Genomic DNA, 15,983 nt, shown 5'->3' with positions numbered 1-15,983 from the left:
ATAACCAGTCTTCCATAGATTTCGGAAATGCCCATAAAACCGAAAACAAGACCAAACAGCAGTACTCCATAGTAAGGTCGTTGATTGTCGTTACGGAGAGCCATTCGCAAGCCTAACGTAATATATATATGACATTAATTGTCGTATAAAAAATTTGTGTTGTCGTATAATTATTTTTAATTAAAACTATCTTATTGATTTTAATGGCTAGAGTATAAGTCAAGGCGACAAGTTATGTAAACAAATACGACATCGGTACAACCCCAAAAATTACTCGCCCAAGTCCGCGACAAAATTCGTTTCACACGCTACAGCCTAAGTACGGAAAAACCTATTTCGCTTGGATTAAACAAGTCACTTAGTATCATCAATAGAGCCATCCCATTGGAAATGCGGGGCACTGCATTCCCTGCCGAGATGACGTGCTTTTATAAACTTGTGTTTAACAACAAGTGTAGTGTGCTGGCACGAAAAAATAGATCAATTCCAGAAAATGACCTACCGCGTTAATAAAAACGTAAAAGATATTACTTCAATAGACTATAAGGTTGGGGTAGATACAAATTTTTGGCCTGTTAACATTTACAAAACCCGTTTAGATCCGGCCAATCCATGCCATCCGTCAACCACTTTCCCGCGCGCTAACAAATTTTATTTTTATGCCGGCAAATTTGCGATAATGCGCGACCATTTTATTTACTAAGGTATCCGTTGCACATGTGGTTTAAAAATCTAAGCATTTTTCGTCTTACTGAAGATTTCACTTTGGCTCCAGCAGAGCTGGAACAAAAACTTGAACAAATGGCTTTTCGCCCCTGCGGCAGTCATGAGGAATTTTCTTTCGGTTGGACTTCACCGCTGGGCAAGTCGTCTGAACAGCTGTTGCATAGCGCTAACGGCTTTTTAGTGGTCTGCGGAAAAAAAGAAGAACGCGTTCTGCCTGCATCCGTCGTCAATGAAATGTTGCAGGAAAAGATTCTTGAAACCGAAGAGCAACAAGGACGTAAATTAGCCAAAAAAGAACGCACTGCCCTCAAAGATGAACTTATCTTTGAGTTGTTGCCAAGGGCTTTCACTTTTTCAAACAAGACTTATGCTTATATCGATCCTAAAGGCGGCTGGTTGATTGTCGATGCAGCGTCCGCTAAAAAAGCCGAAGATTTGCTGAGCAGTTTGCGTAAATGTCTGGGTTCGCTTCCGGCTGTTCCGCTCAATACTATCGAAAAACCTATCAAAGTTATGACCGAGTGGTTGGTTAATAATCAAGCTCCGGACGATATTACTATTGAAGACGAATGCGAGTTGCGCGCGCCTGAAGAGGAAGGCGGCATTATCCGTTGCAAACGCCATGACCTGAGTCTGCCGGAAATTAAAAATCATTTGGATACCGGCAAGGAAGTGATCAAGCTGGCTGTGAATTGGGCTGACCGTCTTGCTTTCGTTATCGATGAGAATCTGGCCGTCAAGCGCTTGAAGTTTCTCGATTTGATCCAGGATCAAGTGGCCGATATTGATACCAGTTCCGAAGCGGAGCAGTTTGATGTGGATTTTTCGATTATGTCGCTGGAACTTGCAAACTTTCTGCCGCGTTTGCTGGAGTTATTCGGCGGCGAGAATAAAGCGTAATTGTCTTTAAATATATAACGTTGCTTCCGTTTCTCAACGTCCCGCCTGTTCAGAGCGTTGCGAGTTAGACCTTCCAGGTTTTAAAAACCTGGAAGGTCTGCATGTCGGCATATTTCACGCCTGCCTCTAGGCAAGGGGCTACCGAAATGACGACAGCTTGCAAGAAAAATATGATGAGCTTACACTGCAACATCATGTTTACAATCCGCGAATATTCAAGGAGTTTGTCATGTTAGAAAAACACCAACCAGCACCCCTGTTCAGTTCTAAAAATCAATTTAATGAAACGGTTAATTTGTCCGACTACTTAGGGAAAAAGAATGTCGTATTGTATTTTTATCCAAAGGATGACACGCCGGGCTGTACTATCGAAGCGAACCAGTTTACTCAACTTGCCGGGGAATTCGCCAAGGCAGATACTGTGGTTATCGGTGTGAGCAAGGATTCTTGTGCCAGTCATGTAGATTTTATTAAAAAGTTCGACTTGAAAGTGGATTTACTCTCCGACGTCGATGGCAAACTCTGCGAGAGTTACGGAGTATGGCAGGAGAGGGAAAAAAACGGCGTTAAAAGTATGGCTATTGTTCGTTCCACTTTTATTATCAATAAAAAAAGCATATTAATTGATGCAATTTACGGCGTCACGCCCGATGGGCATGCTCAAGACATATTAGCAAAAGTAAAGAGTTTGTAATCAACGAATTATCGCACATAGACTATAATGCCAAACTTTAATTTCACCCTTCATCATGCCAGTCTCATTGTGTCTAATACTACAGCATCGCTGATATTTTACTGTGATATTCTCGGCATGCAGCAGACCGACAGGCCCGATCTGGGTTTTCCAGGCGCATGGTTGCAGTTGGGCGCCCAGCAGATTCATTTGCTGGAACTGGAAAACCCGGATCCGACAACCGGACGGCCCGAGCATGGCGGACGGGATCGGCACATTGCTTTAACTGTGTCGGAACTCGCGCCGGTTCGGGAGGTATTGGATAAAAACGGTATTGCCTACACCTTGAGCAAATCCGGACGACAAGCGCTGTTTTGTCGCGATCCGGACGGAAATGCGCTGGAGATTCTCCAGCAAGCTTAAATGGCTCAAGCTTTTTTGTTGTGTATCAAATTGTAGAGCTTGAAGCTTAGTATTGAGACTGCCAGCAGCAGTGTTATTGCGTTGGCGACGATAATCGCCTTGTCGCCGAGATGAATTCCATAAATAAGCCAACACAACACCCCCAAAGTAAAGGTGCTGTACATGCCCAAAGAAAGGGATTCGGTGTCCCTTGTTTTTATCGTCAATATTGCTTGAGGCACAAATGAGGCGGTAGTCAGAGTCGCAGCTAAATAGCCGATAATTTCAGGAGTGAATATCATAAGTGTTTTGGCGTCATGCCATTATTTCCCAGCCGCAGATTTCTTTAGCTTTTTAACTACGCTTTGACAAAAAGCGTTTGCAAAATCTTCAATATTTTCATATTCCTGCTCTTGGGCAAAGTCCACTACCGCCATGACCAACTTTTTAGTTTCGGCTATTTCTTGGTGCGTTCGACCGCAACCTTCGCAATGAGTTCCTTCGTAAGTACATTTATCAACACATGGACTAAATTTCATGCTATTTCCTCTAATTCTTATAGCCTTGTTTATAACGATAAATAGCGGACAAAACTAAAATAGGCGGCCCACTTTGAATCTTTCCTGAGGAATTTTATCATATCGAAAATAAGCCGTTGCAATCCATAACGATAATCAAGCCCGGATATAGATCTTTCAATCTTAGTGCGATCCACCGACATTCAACATGATATTCCCAAAATCAATTGCGCCATCAATGACTTGAAAAACACCTTTGCCACGTTCTTCGTTATTTTTCCAAATAGAATTTCCAATCTGGATTTCGGCGCCGCAATGAACGGCTTCTTCCACAATAACTTGGACGTGCTCGGCAAGGGTCATTTCCGACAGAAGATGAGCGCGATCGGCATGAAGCTGAGTGCAATCAATTTCAAGCTTTTCCCTAGTGCGAAGGAGCTTATTTAGCAAACCATTCTTGTCCTTTTCGGGATGCGCCAAAATAAAAGCAACAATCTTTTTGATGTCTTCCTGCTCCTTTTCGTTTGCATCAATCTCAAGCTTAAGCTTGTCTATTTGCACCTGAAGGTATGGGTTGAAACCTGCCCTGATCTTGGTTATAAATCCGGCGTTCGAACCGATTACGCCGGATTTCACCAGAACCGATGCACAGGTAATGCCGCCGATGATGCGGCCTTTCTTTCCACCGGATTTTCCGACTAATACCCGGTTAAGTGCAGTCAAGTGGTTATGCATCGAAAATTCTTCAATAATAATATCCGTACCGGCTTCCATACAGACGTTTTCGGCAAAATGTACGCTGATTGAACCCTTACTGATAATTACCGCATTAAAGGCAGGAATTTCATTCGGGTCGCCGCTATGTTCACTATGGCCGATTACGCCGCCTTTGATAACGATATTTCCACCCGCTTCAATTTCTGCCGCTTCGACGGTTCCTCCCACGAACACGTCTCCCGACGCGTGGACTTTCATCCCATCCTTAACATCGCCTTTTATATTGATGGTACCCTCAAAGATCATGTTTCCGGTTGAAATATCCACCAAAGGCAGATTAATGGTCGGCTCCACGACAACGCCATTAGGAACCAGCTTGGGTTGCCCGGTGACCGTAGCTTGTAGTAAATTGTTATCGTTCGGGTCAGGCTCCGCACCCTGTAGCCCTGATGCAAACGGTATATCCTGTCCCGGTTGAGGCATCAGTATTTGCCCGGTAATGTCCTGACCCTTTTTGCCTTCGCCAGCCGGGACGCGACGCATTAACGGGTCGCCTTGCTTTACGACAATCAGTTGCCCAAGATCGCGATAATTAGCGATACCTCGCTCATCGACTTTGGGTTTGCGTTCTCGTATTTCCGGCACTAGACTTTGGAATTGCGCATCGGTACCCGGCACAGGATGTAGCCCTTTCGCGATGGTACGCTCTGCGGCATATCCATCCTTTAAAGCGGCCTCGATTTCGCCGGTCATGATACCGCTGACTATTCCCTTTTCCTGTAAAGCTAGCTGGATTTGAAATAATGTGACTGGAGCGCCGCCGTACGGAGGGATTAAGGTAAGCTTGGCGGTCATTTTGTCGTCGTCGATTTTAAGTATGCATCCGCCATCCCGACGTTCACCAATTTCCAGCACAAAGCTTTCATTAGAATCACCGTACTTTTTTACCAAATCTGAGAGTGCGTTTTCGTACAGGAACAGGCCGGACAGACCTTGTTTAGCCAATGCCTGTTTGATCGTTACTTCATCCAACAGAGGCTTGCATTCGCATGCTTCAAACGCGGCAAGTAACTTGCCCTCATCGCTCAGCTTAAATGTCAGCACATCAGTAGGTGGCACATCATTCACTGCTCGCTCCTTGGGGAATTATTGCTGCTGTCAACAATTTAAATATTAGAAAATCAGCCTTGTCCTATCGATTCGAACGCTGCCAACAACAATAGAGAAAAAAACGGGAACGATATAAATTAACAAGACGACCTAATAAAAAGGGTAGCACATTATTCAAAAACCGCGCGAAGGGCTTATTCGCATTGAGTAGTCTGGTTATTAATTTACGATATTTTTTTGAATGGGCAAGGTATTGTGACTCTACACCGGATGTGTAAGTGGCTGTTTGCGCCATAAGCATGTTTTGCTTTGTTTAAAAAAAAGCCTCAGCACACGGTCCGTGTACTGAGGCCCAAAAATCGCCTGCTTGGTTGGCACTACGCACTACTCTCTTTCCCTGACAACTTCCTATTGAAACTCCTTAAAATCCGTTTTCTCTTTTGGCGACATTTCTATTGTCTCAGAAAATGACCCTAAAAAAAGCCAGCTAAAGCTGAACTTAATGTACGCTCAAAATTACGTCGCCGTAGCAGCACTAGACAGTGTGCAAATAAGTTCAATGGCTCATTCATCGTTTATATTTTCCAAACAGTCTATTTTCATGGTCTACAATGAATAACAAACGCTGCAAAATCTTGCTTGTCATAGTAGAATGCCGCTAATTTCTTATATAAATCATGCAACCATGGATCAACGTACTGCGGAAGTAGAGCGAAATACGCTTGAAACTCAAATTAAAATCAAAATTAATCTGGATGGTTCGGGTAAATCCTCGTTTTCAACCGGCGTACCTTTTCTTGAACACATGCTCGATCAGATCGCCAGACACGGATTGATCGACATGGATATCGTAGCCAAAGGCGATTTGGATATTGATGATCATCACACCGTGGAAGATATCGGCATTACCTTAGGTCAAGCGTTTGCCAAAGCCATGCAAGACAAAAAAGGCATTTACCGTTACGGACATGCCTACGTGCCATTGGATGAAGCATTATCGCGAGTCGTGATTGATTTTTCCGGACGTCCCGGATTGTTTTATGACGTTAAGTACCCCAAAGCCATGATAGGCAGTTTTGATGTGGACTTATTCCGCGAGTTTTTTCAGGGCTTTGTCAACCATGCTGGAGTCACTTTGCATATCGACAGCTTGAAGGGCGCCAATGCCCATCATGTCGCCGAAACCATCTTTAAAGCCATGGGCCGAGCCATACGCATGGCGATTACCGCCGACCCGCGCATGGCGGGCATTATGCCATCAACCAAAGGCAGCCTTTAATCCCTAACCTTTAGCCTGTATTTTCTATGTCTTCTGTCGCTGTAATTGATTACGGAATGGGTAATCTGCATTCAATCGTAAAGGCTCTGCAACATGCCGCGCCTGAAGTCGATGTTGTTTGTGTTTCCGATGCGGATTCGATCCTCGATGCTGACCGGGTGGTTTTTCCCGGTGTCGGTGCGATAAGGGATTGTATGCAGGCTCTCGATCAATCGGGCTTATCCGATGTTATCCAGCAGGTTGCCAAAAGCAAGCCTTTGCTGGGAATTTGTCTGGGCATGCAGGCTCTATTGACCGACAGCGAAGAAAACAACGGCACAAAATGCTTGGACGTTTTTGCCGGGCATGTCTTACATTTTCCCGAGTCGTTAAAAGACTGCGACGGTAATTCACTCAAAATTCCGCACATGGGCTGGAATCAGGTCCATCAGCTGCAACAACATCCGCTATGGAAAAATATTCCTCAAGACAGCCGCTTTTATTTTGTGCATAGTTATTATGCGCAGCCGGATGATGCAGCGCTAATGGCGGCGACTACCGAATATCCAGACGCATTTACTTGTGCTTTGGCTCAAGATAATGTTTTTGCAGTACAATTTCACCCCGAAAAAAGTCAGGCAGTTGGTTTACAACTGTTAAAGAATTTTTTGCATTGGGATGGACACGCTTAGTTACCATTGACTGATTACACGCTATTGAGGATTCATTGTTTATGTTGTTAATACCTGCAATCGATTTAAAAGAGGGAAAATGTGTTCGTTTGCGTCAGGGACGAATGGATGATAATACGGTTTTTTCCGATGACCCTGTCGCTGTAGCAGGTAAGTGGGTTGCTTTAGGCGCTAAAAGAATTCATTTGGTTGATCTGGATGGCGCATTTGCAGGGAAGCCAAGAAATGCCGACGTGATTCATGCGATAGTCGAAGCTTATCCCGATGTGCCGATACAAATAGGCGGCGGCATTCGCGATGAAGAAACCATCCAGGCTTATCTTAATGCCGGCGTGGAGTACGTCATTATCGGCACCAAGGCAGTTAATGAACCGCATTTTGTCCGGGATATGGCGCTGGAATATCCGCGCCACATCATCGTTGGTTTGGATGCAAAAGACGGTAAGGTGGCTATTGACGGCTGGTCCAAGCTATCCAAACATGACGTGATCGACATGGCGCAGCATTTTGAAGAAGACGGCGTCGAAGCGATTATCTACACCGATATTTCCAGAGACGGTATGATGTCCGGAGTTAATGTTGATGCTACCGCAAAGTTGGCACGCGCGATTCGAATTCCGGTTATTGCTTCAGGCGGCATCACTAATATGGATGACATCAAAGCTTTGGGCGCTGTCGCAGGCGACGGTATTATGGGCGCGATTACCGGCAGAGCGATTTATGAAGGTACGCTGGATTTTGAAGCGGCCGAAAAATTAGCGGAATCATTTCTATAACCATGAGCTTAGCCAAACGCATTATTCCCTGTCTGGATGTCGATAATGGCCGCGTCGTCAAAGGCGTAAAATTTGTCGATATCCGCGATGCCGGCGACCCCGTAGAAATCGCCAGACGCTACGACCGTGAAGGCGCGGATGAAATCACCTTTTTGGATATTACCGCCACGCATGATAATCGGGACACCATTGTTCATGTCGTCGAGCAGGTAGCCAGTGAAGTATTTATTCCATTAACGGTCGGCGGCGGCATCAGAACCCTGGAAGATATTCGCCGCATGCTTAATGCGGGCGCAGACAAGGTCGGGATTAACAGCGCGGCAGTGTTTAACCCGGATTTTGTTCGTGAAGCGGCGGAACGTTTCGGCTCGCAATGCATCGTGGTAGCTATAGACGCCAAAAAAGTCAGCTTAGCCGGAGAACCTAATCGCTGGGAGATTTTCACCCACGGCGGCCGTAAACCGACAGGCATTGATGCGATTGAATGGGCAAAAAAAATGGTCGACTACGGTGCAGGGGAAATCCTGCTAACCAGCATGGACAGGGATGGCACTCGCGAAGGCTTTGATTTGCCGTTGACCCGAGCCATTAGCGAGGCGGTAGCTGTGCCGGTCATTGCATCCGGCGGTGTCGGATGTCTTGATCATCTCGCTGACGGCGTTATTGAAGGCAAAGCCGACGCAGTGTTGGCCGCCAGTATTTTTCATTTTGCCGAATACACCATTGAGCAAGCCAAACAACAGATGGCCTCACGCGGCATAGAGGTACGCCTGTGAGCGCACCCTGGCTGGACGAAATCCGCTGGACCGACGACGGCTTGGTACCGGTTATCGCCCAACAGGCGGAAACCGGAAAAATACTGATGTTTGCCTGGATGAATCGCGAGTCATTAGCTTTAACAGTCGCCGAAGGCTATGCGGTTTACTGGTCGAGGTCGCGTGGGAAACTATGGCGCAAAGGCGAGGAATCCGGACACAGGCAAAAAGTTTTAGGATTATTTCTTGATTGCGATGAAGACGTTATTGTGCTTAAAATTGAGCAAGAAGGCGGCATTGCCTGTCATACCGGTCGCGAAAGCTGTTTTTATCGCAGCTTGATTGACGGGCAATGGCAAAGTATCGAGCCGGTTTTAAAAGATCCCGAAGCTATCTATAGAAAATCATGAGCGACATACTACAACAACTGGCGCAAATTCTGGAACAGCGTAAACTGGAACCTGCCGATAAATCCTATGTCGCCAGCCTTTATGCTAAAGGCTTGGACAGCATACTGAAAAAAATCGGCGAAGAAGCGACAGAAACTGTGATCGCTGCCAAAGATGGCGATAAAAAACAGATTATTTATGAAACCGCCGATTTGTGGTTTCATTGTATGGTGTTGCTAGCCGATCAGGGACTGGGGCCGGATGATGTATTGCAGGAACTGCAACGTCGTTTCGGTTTGTCCGGTCTGGAAGAAAAGGCGCAACGTAACAAATAAAGACTTTGCCTTGCAAAGTCTCCATTGGAGTTGGAAATGGGTCTCAGCGTTACTCACTTATTAGTTGTATTGGCCATCGTCGTTGTTGTGTTCGGCACCAAGCGTCTACGCAATATTGGCGCTGATCTGGGCGGAGCTATCAAAGGCTTTCGCACAGCCATGAAAGAAGGCGAAGAAGACAAGCCTGCCGAAGATAAAGGTGAAGCCATCGAAGGCGAAGTTACCTCTAAAAAAACCGATAAAGACTAACACTCATGTTTGATGTCGGATTTTCCGAACTTTGTCTGATCGGCTTAGTCAGCTTATTGGTAATCGGTCCTGAAAGATTGCCTAAAGTTGCTAGGCTTGCAGGGTTCTGGCTTGGTAAAACGCGCAGCATGGTGGCTTCCGTCAAGGAAGAAATCAAACTGGAACTGCACGCCGAAGAAATGCGTCAAATATTTAAAGAACAGCCCGGCTTGCCGGAAGTTCAGCAAATATTCGATGAAACCTCCAACACACTCAAATCCGCGATTGATCCGTTGCCGACAACGTCAAGAGAGCAGAACGACTTGGATACAGGAACAGTTGCCGAGACAGAGCAATATAAGGAATCGTTACCGATAGATAAAGCCGAACAGCATGAGCCAAAGTAATTTTAATAACGGCGAAGAGCAAACCTTTATCAGCCATCTGATCGAATTGCGTAATCGCCTGCTGAAAGCGGTTTTATGCGTATTAGTCGTTTTTTTGGGACTGGCTTCATACGCCAATGAAATCTACAGCCTTTTGGCCGGCCCCCTGCTGCAGCACATGCCTAAAAATAGCACGATGATCGCTATTGATGTGGCCTCCCCGTTTTTCACGCCCTTTAAACTGGCGCTGGTAGTTGCGGTTTTTATTTCCGTTCCCTTTATTCTTTATCAATTCTGGGCGTTTGTCGCTCCAGGCTTATACAAGCGGGAGCGGCGGATGATTTTGCCGTTGCTGATTGCCAGTACCCTGCTGTTTTATATGGGCGTAGCCTTCGCCTATTTTGTCGTTTTCCCGCTGGTTTTCGGTTTCCTGACCGCCGCTGCGCCCGAAGGTGTGGCAGTAATGACCGATATTGCCAAGTATCTGGATTTTGTTTTAGCCCTGTTTTTTGCGTTTGGCATTTGTTTTGAAGTGCCGATATTCACCATCGTATTGGTTTGGACCGGAATAGTAACTCCCGCAGACTTGGCCGATAAACGCCCTTATGTCATCGTCGGCGCGTTTATCGTAGGGGCCGTTTTAACGCCTCCGGACGCCATATCCCAAACATTGCTGGCGGTACCGATGTGGATGTTATTCGAGCTGGGCTTGTTATGTTCAAGGCTTTTTGCTCCTAAGCCCGATAGCGATTATCAAACGCCCGATGACGCCGAAATGGAAGCCCGGCTGGATAAGATTGAACGACAAGAAGATGAGTAATTCCGATAATAATTAAAATTTAAGCTCACCGAGGCATTGAGGACACCATGACTGACCTTCAAAATTCCATCAATAAAGCCGGCACATTATCCGGCAAGGCCAGAACCATCGGCATCGCTGCCGCATTAATCATCGGCGGCCCTTGGCTGGTTTCCAATTCGGTGGAAATGCTGGATTCAACGGAAATCATGGTTATTCAATACCCCAACGGCACTTTGTTGGCCGCTGTGGAGCCGGGTTGGTATGCACAATGGTTCGGCTCGGTAACCAAGTACCCGTTGCGCTCGCAATTTTCATTTTCATCGGCATTGGATCAGGGCGAGGCAAAAAATGAGAGCCTTAAATTACGTTTCAATGACGGCGGCCATGCCAACGTGTCCGGCGTGGTGTCCTGGGAAATGCCAGTAGATCACGACCACTTGATCATGATCCACAGGAAGTTCGGCAACACCAAATCTGTTGAGCAGCAGATCATCAGACCGACACTGGAATCGGCCGCCTATACTTCCGGGCCGCTGATGTCCTCAACGGAATCGGCCGCCGAAAAACGGAATTTACTGCTTCAATATATGCAGGATCAGGCAAAAAACGGCACTTATCAAACACGCACCGTATCACTTAAAGTGCCTGATCCGTTGACCGGGGTTGAAAAAACCGTGAACGCCGCTGAAATTGTAATGGCGGGAGGAATTCCGGTTCGGGAACAGGAAAGTTCAACCAAAGTGTTTGGCATTAACCTGCTGCCGATGACGATCAATCAAATTAAATATGATGACGCCATTGAATCGCAAATCACCCAAAGGCAAGTGTCTATTCAAGGTGTCCAGATTGCCCAGGCAAACGCGTTAAAAGCGGAACAAGATGCTATTACAGCCGAAAAACTGGGACAGGCAGAGGCCGCAAAAGCCAAATGGGCGCAAGAAGCGATTAAAGCTCAAAAAATAACCGAAGCGCAGCAATTTCTGGAAGTTGCTACGCTGGAAGCAAAACAGGCCGAGCAATATAAAAACAAGCAAATCCTGGAAGGCCAAGGTAATGCTGAAAAGAAAAGGCTGGAAATGCAAGCCAATGGCGCATTAGACCAAAAACTGGATGCTTATGTGAATATTCAAAAGGCATATGCCCAAGCCATAGGCGCATATAAAGGCGCTTGGGTGCCGCAAATTGTGACGGGTGGAGCTGCGGGAGGTATGGCAGGCTCCGGCGCTCAACAAATGATCGATTTGTTGTCGGTTAAAGCAGCAAAGGATTTAGGTATTAATATGTCGATCGAGGGTGCTGCTCAGACAACCGGCAAGCAGTAGTTTTTTGTGGGTAGATTACAAATAATCCAGTCTCAACTCGCTGCACAGGGGGGCTTTTTAAAATCCGCTGATGACAATATCATAAAAAAAACAGTACAATACACTAGTCAGAAAACAGATGTTGAGTTAAGGAATTCCTAAATTGTTAGGTTATCCGGTTATCAATGTTGTAGTTCTGTGTTAACCGTAAGTTTTTATTTTAGGAGTTTCAAAATGGCAACAGGCACTGTAAAGTGGTTTAACAACACAAAGGGTTTTGGTTTTATTGCACCTGCTGATGGCGGCGAAGATGTTTTTGTTCATCATTCGGTTATTCAAGGCGAGGGTTTTAAAACTCTGACTGAAGGCGAAACAGTCACTTTTGATATCGAATCAGGCCCAAAAGGCTTAACTGCTGCTAATGTTTATTCCAAATAAGGAATAAACAACTTAAAAAAAGCCCTTGTGAATTATCACAAGGGCTTTTTTTGTATCTCTGATTTTTTAAAAGCTATTTAAAAGGACGTCCTTTAGCGTCTTTATTGATCTGTCCGCCAAAAAGCAGAACGCCCTCTATAAAGCCCCAGAGTGCCGCAAATCCGGGCAATCCCGTTACATAAAGTATCACCGTCAACGTTATCTGCATGAAGGCCAGTCTGTAAAAACCGAGATAAAGCCTATGTATGCCCGTCCAACCGAAAAATAACGCCAGCACAGCCGCCAAGTACTTATATTTAACGGCTTTAGGCGGCTCCAAATACGCACCCACCAAGTTAATATTGCTGGCAATGGTTCCTTCGGCATCAAAGTTAACGTCATCGCCCTCATCCGGCGATACGTCAGCGACCCAGTCCTCTAAATGAAACGTAAATAACGCTCCCTCACTTTTTATCACCCCGGTTTGCGTATCGGGATCATAACTTTCTATCTCTCCAATCATTTATTTTCTACCTTTAAAATTAGGACGCCCCAAGGGTCGCCATTTATAACCGCCAGAGTCACAACTACCCTGTGGGCACTAAAATACCAGCATCAAGATCAATCATTATGTAAACGTACGGCTAAAACATCACACTGCGCATGATGCAGCACTCCGTTTGCGGTCGATCCCAACAATAAGGCGAACCCGTGCCGGCCATGCGAGCCGACTACGATCAGATCCGCCTTGTTTTCTTCAGCAACCCTGATTATTTCCAATTTAGGGCTCCCCGTTTCCATCCACCGGCAATCTTCAGCGATATTCAGTTTTTCAGCCAGCTTGGCCAGTCTTGTTTTTGCCGCCGCCATTAACTCGGCAGTTAAATCAAGATCAAAAGGAATGGTGGAACCATAAGCCGCATCGGTAATCAGCAAATTATCCATCACATGCACAATGCTCAGTTTTGCCTGATATTTCTCGGCCAAATCTTTCGCTCTATTGGCAACCTCCTCGCCATGCTCTGAGAAGTCTGCCGCGAGTAATATATGTTTATAGCTTTCCATGATTTCTCCTATTTAACGCCGAAAATCCCCCTTAACCCCCTTGAAGGTTAAGGGGGATTTAATAAAGCCATCACCTGGTAAGATACCAGTATGTATAAAAATGCCAAGCCTAAACTAAAAACCCAGGTTTGTCCCAACGCATTGCGAATAATATGCCCGGTAACGGCCCAGTGCCAAATCATTAAAGCTATCGTTATAATAAATGCCAATACAGCGCCTCTTCCGATCATCATCGAGGCCATTCCCGGCAACGCAAAAAAACTGATCAATGCATCGGTTCCCAACAAGGCGGCGGTCGTTTGAGCAAATCGCTCCGGCTTTCGCGCTACGTACAATATAAGCCGGCTAAATCCGACAATCAGCAACGCAGAGATAATAGCCTGTAACAATGACTCAACTAGACCTGTACGGATACTTACCATTAAAAAACTAACGACAACATCAACAACGACTAACACTCGCCACAACCATACGGAAGGCGGCAAATCCTGCGGACCTTGTTTAAACAGGCAAATATCAAATAATAGCTTTATGATTTCAAACATGATTTTCCTGTTATGCACGAATCTAAATCATACTATTCGCTCAACGGGCGACCAACCGGCCGACCTACACAATCGTTTTTCATTATTTAGCCGCTTCAATCTTTTCCTCGGCCTCCATCCAGGCCGCTTCGGCCTCATCCAGGGCCTTATCGACTTTTACTTTCCGTTCCATCAGTTTTTTTAACTGCTCTTTTTCCGATTCCGCATAAATGGCTGGATCAGCCAACTGATGTTCCAGTTGTCGCTGCTCATTATGATATTTTTCAACGGCGATTTCAGCTTTTTTCAAGGCATCGAATAAAGGTTTATGTTTTTGCCTGCGTTCTGCATCCAGCTTTCTTTGATCTTTCCTCGATACGGTTTCAGTACTAGCAACAACGGTTTTTTCTTCGCTTTTTTTCTGTTCTGCCAGCCACAAGCGGTAATCGTCAAGATCGCCATCGAAGGGCTGCACCTTGCCGCCTGATACCAATAATAACTGATCGGTAACCGAGCGCAACAAATGCCGGTCATGCGAGACAACCACTATCGCGCCTTGATAATCCTGCAAGGCCACGCTCAAGGCATGGCGCATTTCCAGGTCTAGGTGGTTGGTCGGCTCATCTAGCAGCAATAGGTTCGGATTTTGATAAACCAGCAGCGCCAATACCAGCCGCGCTTTTTCGCCGCCGGAAAAGGGTTTGACGGCTTCCAGAACTTTGTCGCCGCAAAAATCGAAACCGCCCAGAAAATTCCGTAAATCTTTTTCGGTCGCTTGCTTGTCCAATCGCTGCAAGTGCCACAAGGGACTTTCATCAAGCCGCAGTTGCTCCAGTTGATGCTGTGCGAAATAACCGATTTTTAACGCTTCCGCTTCATTTCTGTTACCTGATAACGGCTGCATATCGCCTGCCAGCACTTTAATCAGGCTGGATTTACCGGCGCCATTCGGCCCCAATAAGCCAATACGGTCGCCCGGCGATATCGACAGTCCCGCATGCTTAATCACACAGGTTTGCCCATAGCCAACATCAACCTTATCCAGCGTTAATAACGGATTAGGCATTCTTCCCGGTTTGGCAAAGCTAAAATCGAACGGCGAATCGACATGAGCCTGTGCAATCAGCTCCATGCGCTCCAAGGCTTTAATCCGGCTTTGCGCTTGTCTTGCTTTAGTCGCTTGCGCCTTAAAGCGGCTGACAAAGCTTTGCATATGGGCAATTTCGCGTTGCTGCTTTAGATAAGACGACTGTTGTTGCGCGAGCTTTTCTGCACGCATCCGTTCAAAAGCCGAATAATTGCCGGTATAAATTTCGGCCTTATTCTGTTCGATATGCACGATGTGATCGGTGATCGTATCCAAAAAATCCCGGTCATGGGAAATCAGCAACAATGTGCCGGGATATTTGCATAACCAGTCCTGTAACCAGATCACCGCATCCAAATCCAGGTGATTAGTGGGCTCATCAAGCAATAATACGTCTGAACGGCACATCAAGGCCTGGGCCAGATTAAGCCGCATCCGCCAGCCGCCGGAAAACGAATTGACGGCATTGGTTTCCTGATCGGATGTAAAACCCAAACCATTCATTAACCGAGAGGCTCTGGCTTGTGCGGTATAACCGCCAATATTTTCCAGAGCAATATGCAATTCGGCCTGCTTCAAACCGTCATCGACCTGCTCGGCAACAATCAATTGTTCTTGCAAGCGCCTTAACGGCTGATCGCCGTCAATGACATAATCGATGGCAGAACGAACGACGGCCGGCGTTTCCTGTGCAACATGGGCGATTTCCAGCCCCGGCGGCATCGAAAAATCGCCCTCATCCAGATGCAGCTCATCCCTAACCAACGCAAAAAAACTCGACTTGCCCACGCCATTTGCGCCGGTAAAGCCTACTTTTTGGCCTTTGTGGATAGTGAAGGAAGAGTTGGCAAACAGCACCCTTGCGCCGCGGCGTAGGGTTATATTTCTAAAATTTAACATCGAAGTTCAAGGTAAAAGGTTC

General features: G+C 46.2%; 21 protein-coding genes. 14 read left to right on the top strand and 7 right to left on the bottom strand.

The window, feature by feature from the left end; genetic code table 11:
- Nucleotides 1-717 precede the first annotated feature (717 nt).
- From rdgC to EPO18_RS07915, 3 genes are all read left to right on the top strand, one after another.
- Nucleotides 718-1,626, top strand: a complete 909-nt coding sequence (gene rdgC / locus EPO18_RS07925; protein WP_292432757.1) for a recombination-associated protein RdgC — start codon at nt 718-720, stop codon at nt 1,624-1,626.
- A gap of 229 nt (nt 1,627-1,855) precedes the next feature.
- Nucleotides 1,856-2,320 carry a peroxiredoxin gene (locus EPO18_RS07920; RefSeq protein WP_292432755.1) on the top strand — a complete coding sequence of 155 codons (465 nt, stop codon included), beginning with the start codon at nt 1,856-1,858 and terminating at the stop codon, nt 2,318-2,320.
- Nucleotides 2,321-2,347: 27 nt separating this feature from the next.
- Nucleotides 2,348-2,722, top strand: a complete 375-nt coding sequence (locus EPO18_RS07915; protein WP_292432753.1) for a VOC family protein — start codon at nt 2,348-2,350, stop codon at nt 2,720-2,722.
- A gap of 5 nt (nt 2,723-2,727) precedes the next feature.
- Here the strand turns inward: EPO18_RS07915 and EPO18_RS07910 are convergent, their stop codons facing one another.
- The 3 genes from EPO18_RS07910 to EPO18_RS07900 all read right to left on the bottom strand — a co-directional run bounded on the left by EPO18_RS07910 (nt 2,728) and on the right by EPO18_RS07900 (nt 5,064).
- Nucleotides 2,728-3,003, bottom strand: coding sequence for a SemiSWEET transporter (locus EPO18_RS07910; protein WP_292432752.1), 276 nt, complete (start codon nt 3,001-3,003; stop codon nt 2,728-2,730).
- Between the two features lie 21 nt (nt 3,004-3,024).
- Complete coding sequence (locus EPO18_RS07905) at nt 3,025-3,240, bottom strand: DUF1289 domain-containing protein (RefSeq protein ID WP_292432750.1); 216 nt, start codon at nt 3,238-3,240, stop codon at nt 3,025-3,027.
- A gap of 162 nt (nt 3,241-3,402) precedes the next feature.
- The gene (locus EPO18_RS07900) at nt 3,403-5,064 is read right to left on the bottom strand and encodes a DUF342 domain-containing protein (RefSeq protein WP_292432748.1); all 1,662 of its coding nucleotides are present in this window, start codon (nt 5,062-5,064) and stop codon (nt 3,403-3,405) included.
- A 667-nt stretch (nt 5,065-5,731) separates the two neighbouring features.
- Between EPO18_RS07900 and hisB the strand changes: the two genes are divergently transcribed.
- The 11 genes from hisB (at nt 5,732) to EPO18_RS07845 (ending at nt 12,406) form a co-directional block, all read left to right on the top strand.
- Nucleotides 5,732-6,325: an imidazoleglycerol-phosphate dehydratase HisB gene (gene hisB / locus EPO18_RS07895; RefSeq protein WP_292432746.1), complete on the top strand. Its 594-nt coding sequence runs from the start codon at nt 5,732-5,734 to the stop codon at nt 6,323-6,325.
- Nucleotides 6,326-6,351: 26 nt separating this feature from the next.
- Complete coding sequence (gene hisH / locus EPO18_RS07890) at nt 6,352-6,996, top strand: imidazole glycerol phosphate synthase subunit HisH (RefSeq protein ID WP_292432744.1); 645 nt, start codon at nt 6,352-6,354, stop codon at nt 6,994-6,996.
- Nucleotides 6,997-7,037: 41 nt separating this feature from the next.
- Nucleotides 7,038-7,772: a 1-(5-phosphoribosyl)-5-[(5-phosphoribosylamino)methylideneamino]imidazole-4-carboxamide isomerase gene (hisA, locus tag EPO18_RS07885; protein ID WP_292432742.1), complete on the top strand. Its 735-nt coding sequence runs from the start codon at nt 7,038-7,040 to the stop codon at nt 7,770-7,772.
- Nucleotides 7,773-7,774: 2 nt separating this feature from the next.
- Nucleotides 7,775-8,548: an imidazole glycerol phosphate synthase subunit HisF gene (gene hisF / locus EPO18_RS07880; RefSeq protein ID WP_292432740.1), complete on the top strand. Its 774-nt coding sequence runs from the start codon at nt 7,775-7,777 to the stop codon at nt 8,546-8,548.
- Nucleotides 8,545-8,937 (top strand): phosphoribosyl-AMP cyclohydrolase, encoded by a 393-nt coding sequence (hisI, locus tag EPO18_RS07875; RefSeq protein ID WP_292432738.1) that lies wholly within the window; start codon nt 8,545-8,547, stop codon nt 8,935-8,937. The genes hisF and hisI overlap by 4 nt, the downstream gene beginning before the upstream one ends.
- A complete protein-coding gene (locus tag EPO18_RS07870; protein WP_292432736.1) occupies nt 8,934-9,251 on the top strand; it encodes a phosphoribosyl-ATP diphosphatase in 318 nt (105 codons plus the stop codon). The genes hisI and EPO18_RS07870 overlap by 4 nt, the downstream gene beginning before the upstream one ends.
- 36 nt (nt 9,252-9,287) lie before the next feature.
- Entirely contained in the window at nt 9,288-9,500 is a 213-nt protein-coding gene (gene tatA, locus EPO18_RS07865) for a Sec-independent protein translocase subunit TatA (RefSeq protein WP_292432734.1), read from the top strand.
- Between the two features lie 5 nt (nt 9,501-9,505).
- A complete protein-coding gene (gene tatB / locus EPO18_RS07860; RefSeq protein WP_292432733.1) occupies nt 9,506-9,886 on the top strand; it encodes a Sec-independent protein translocase protein TatB in 381 nt (126 codons plus the stop codon).
- On the top strand, nt 9,873-10,685 hold the full coding sequence (gene tatC / locus EPO18_RS07855; RefSeq protein WP_292432732.1) for a twin-arginine translocase subunit TatC: 813 nt from the start codon (nt 9,873-9,875) through the stop codon (nt 10,683-10,685). The genes tatB and tatC overlap by 14 nt, the downstream gene beginning before the upstream one ends.
- Nucleotides 10,686-10,732: 47 nt before the next feature.
- Nucleotides 10,733-11,989: an SPFH domain-containing protein gene (locus EPO18_RS07850; RefSeq protein ID WP_292432731.1), complete on the top strand. Its 1,257-nt coding sequence runs from the start codon at nt 10,733-10,735 to the stop codon at nt 11,987-11,989.
- 213 nt (nt 11,990-12,202) lie between these two features.
- On the top strand, nt 12,203-12,406 hold the full coding sequence (locus EPO18_RS07845) for a cold-shock protein (protein ID WP_292432729.1): 204 nt from the start codon (nt 12,203-12,205) through the stop codon (nt 12,404-12,406).
- Between the two features lie 73 nt (nt 12,407-12,479).
- Here the strand turns inward: EPO18_RS07845 and EPO18_RS07840 are convergent, their stop codons facing one another.
- From EPO18_RS07840 to EPO18_RS07825, 4 genes are all read right to left on the bottom strand, one after another.
- Nucleotides 12,480-12,908, bottom strand: a complete 429-nt coding sequence (locus EPO18_RS07840; RefSeq protein ID WP_292432727.1) for a TM2 domain-containing protein — start codon at nt 12,906-12,908, stop codon at nt 12,480-12,482.
- Nucleotides 12,909-13,006: 98 nt separating this feature from the next.
- Nucleotides 13,007-13,450 carry a universal stress protein gene (locus EPO18_RS07835; RefSeq protein ID WP_292432725.1) on the bottom strand — a complete coding sequence of 148 codons (444 nt, stop codon included), beginning with the start codon at nt 13,448-13,450 and terminating at the stop codon, nt 13,007-13,009.
- Nucleotides 13,451-13,497: 47 nt separating this feature from the next.
- Nucleotides 13,498-13,995, bottom strand: coding sequence for a hypothetical protein (locus EPO18_RS07830; protein ID WP_292432723.1), 498 nt, complete (start codon nt 13,993-13,995; stop codon nt 13,498-13,500).
- 82 nt (nt 13,996-14,077) lie between these two features.
- Entirely contained in the window at nt 14,078-15,961 is a 1,884-nt protein-coding gene (locus tag EPO18_RS07825) for an ATP-binding cassette domain-containing protein (RefSeq protein ID WP_292432721.1), read from the bottom strand.
- Nucleotides 15,962-15,983: the final 22 nt, after the last annotated feature.

Source organism: Methylobacter sp. (assembly GCF_004322395.1).
Taxonomy (GTDB): Bacteria; Pseudomonadota; Gammaproteobacteria; order Methylococcales; family Methylomonadaceae; genus Methylobacter_A.
The sequence above is the reverse complement of the archived record's forward strand: the minus strand, read 5'-3'. Positions and strand labels throughout refer to the sequence as shown.

What these genes read in the sequence shown, in the direction of transcription:
- rdgC (WP_292432757.1), top strand. Translation starts at nt 718, where the DNA reads ATGTGGTTTAAAAATCTAAGCATTTTTCGTCTTACTGAAGATTTCACT.
- EPO18_RS07920 (WP_292432755.1), top strand. Translation starts at nt 1,856, where the DNA reads ATGTTAGAAAAACACCAACCAGCACCCCTGTTCAGTTCTAAAAATCAA.
- EPO18_RS07915 (WP_292432753.1), top strand. Translation starts at nt 2,348, where the DNA reads ATGCCAAACTTTAATTTCACCCTTCATCATGCCAGTCTCATTGTGTCT.
- EPO18_RS07910 (WP_292432752.1), bottom strand. Translation starts at nt 3,003, where the DNA reads ATGATATTCACTCCTGAAATTATCGGCTATTTAGCTGCGACTCTGACT.
- EPO18_RS07905 (WP_292432750.1), bottom strand. Translation starts at nt 3,240, where the DNA reads ATGAAATTTAGTCCATGTGTTGATAAATGTACTTACGAAGGAACTCAT.
- hisB (WP_292432746.1), top strand. Translation starts at nt 5,732, where the DNA reads ATGGATCAACGTACTGCGGAAGTAGAGCGAAATACGCTTGAAACTCAA.
- hisH (WP_292432744.1), top strand. Translation starts at nt 6,352, where the DNA reads ATGTCTTCTGTCGCTGTAATTGATTACGGAATGGGTAATCTGCATTCA.
- hisA (WP_292432742.1), top strand. Translation starts at nt 7,038, where the DNA reads ATGTTGTTAATACCTGCAATCGATTTAAAAGAGGGAAAATGTGTTCGT.
- hisF (WP_292432740.1), top strand. Translation starts at nt 7,775, where the DNA reads ATGAGCTTAGCCAAACGCATTATTCCCTGTCTGGATGTCGATAATGGC.
- EPO18_RS07870 (WP_292432736.1), top strand. Translation starts at nt 8,934, where the DNA reads ATGAGCGACATACTACAACAACTGGCGCAAATTCTGGAACAGCGTAAA.
- tatA (WP_292432734.1), top strand. Translation starts at nt 9,288, where the DNA reads ATGGGTCTCAGCGTTACTCACTTATTAGTTGTATTGGCCATCGTCGTT.
- tatB (WP_292432733.1), top strand. Translation starts at nt 9,506, where the DNA reads ATGTTTGATGTCGGATTTTCCGAACTTTGTCTGATCGGCTTAGTCAGC.
- tatC (WP_292432732.1), top strand. Translation starts at nt 9,873, where the DNA reads ATGAGCCAAAGTAATTTTAATAACGGCGAAGAGCAAACCTTTATCAGC.
- EPO18_RS07850 (WP_292432731.1), top strand. Translation starts at nt 10,733, where the DNA reads ATGACTGACCTTCAAAATTCCATCAATAAAGCCGGCACATTATCCGGC.
- EPO18_RS07845 (WP_292432729.1), top strand. Translation starts at nt 12,203, where the DNA reads ATGGCAACAGGCACTGTAAAGTGGTTTAACAACACAAAGGGTTTTGGT.
- EPO18_RS07840 (WP_292432727.1), bottom strand. Translation starts at nt 12,908, where the DNA reads ATGATTGGAGAGATAGAAAGTTATGATCCCGATACGCAAACCGGGGTG.
- EPO18_RS07835 (WP_292432725.1), bottom strand. Translation starts at nt 13,450, where the DNA reads ATGGAAAGCTATAAACATATATTACTCGCGGCAGACTTCTCAGAGCAT.
- EPO18_RS07830 (WP_292432723.1), bottom strand. Translation starts at nt 13,995, where the DNA reads ATGTTTGAAATCATAAAGCTATTATTTGATATTTGCCTGTTTAAACAA.
- EPO18_RS07825 (WP_292432721.1), bottom strand. Translation starts at nt 15,961, where the DNA reads ATGTTAAATTTTAGAAATATAACCCTACGCCGCGGCGCAAGGGTGCTG.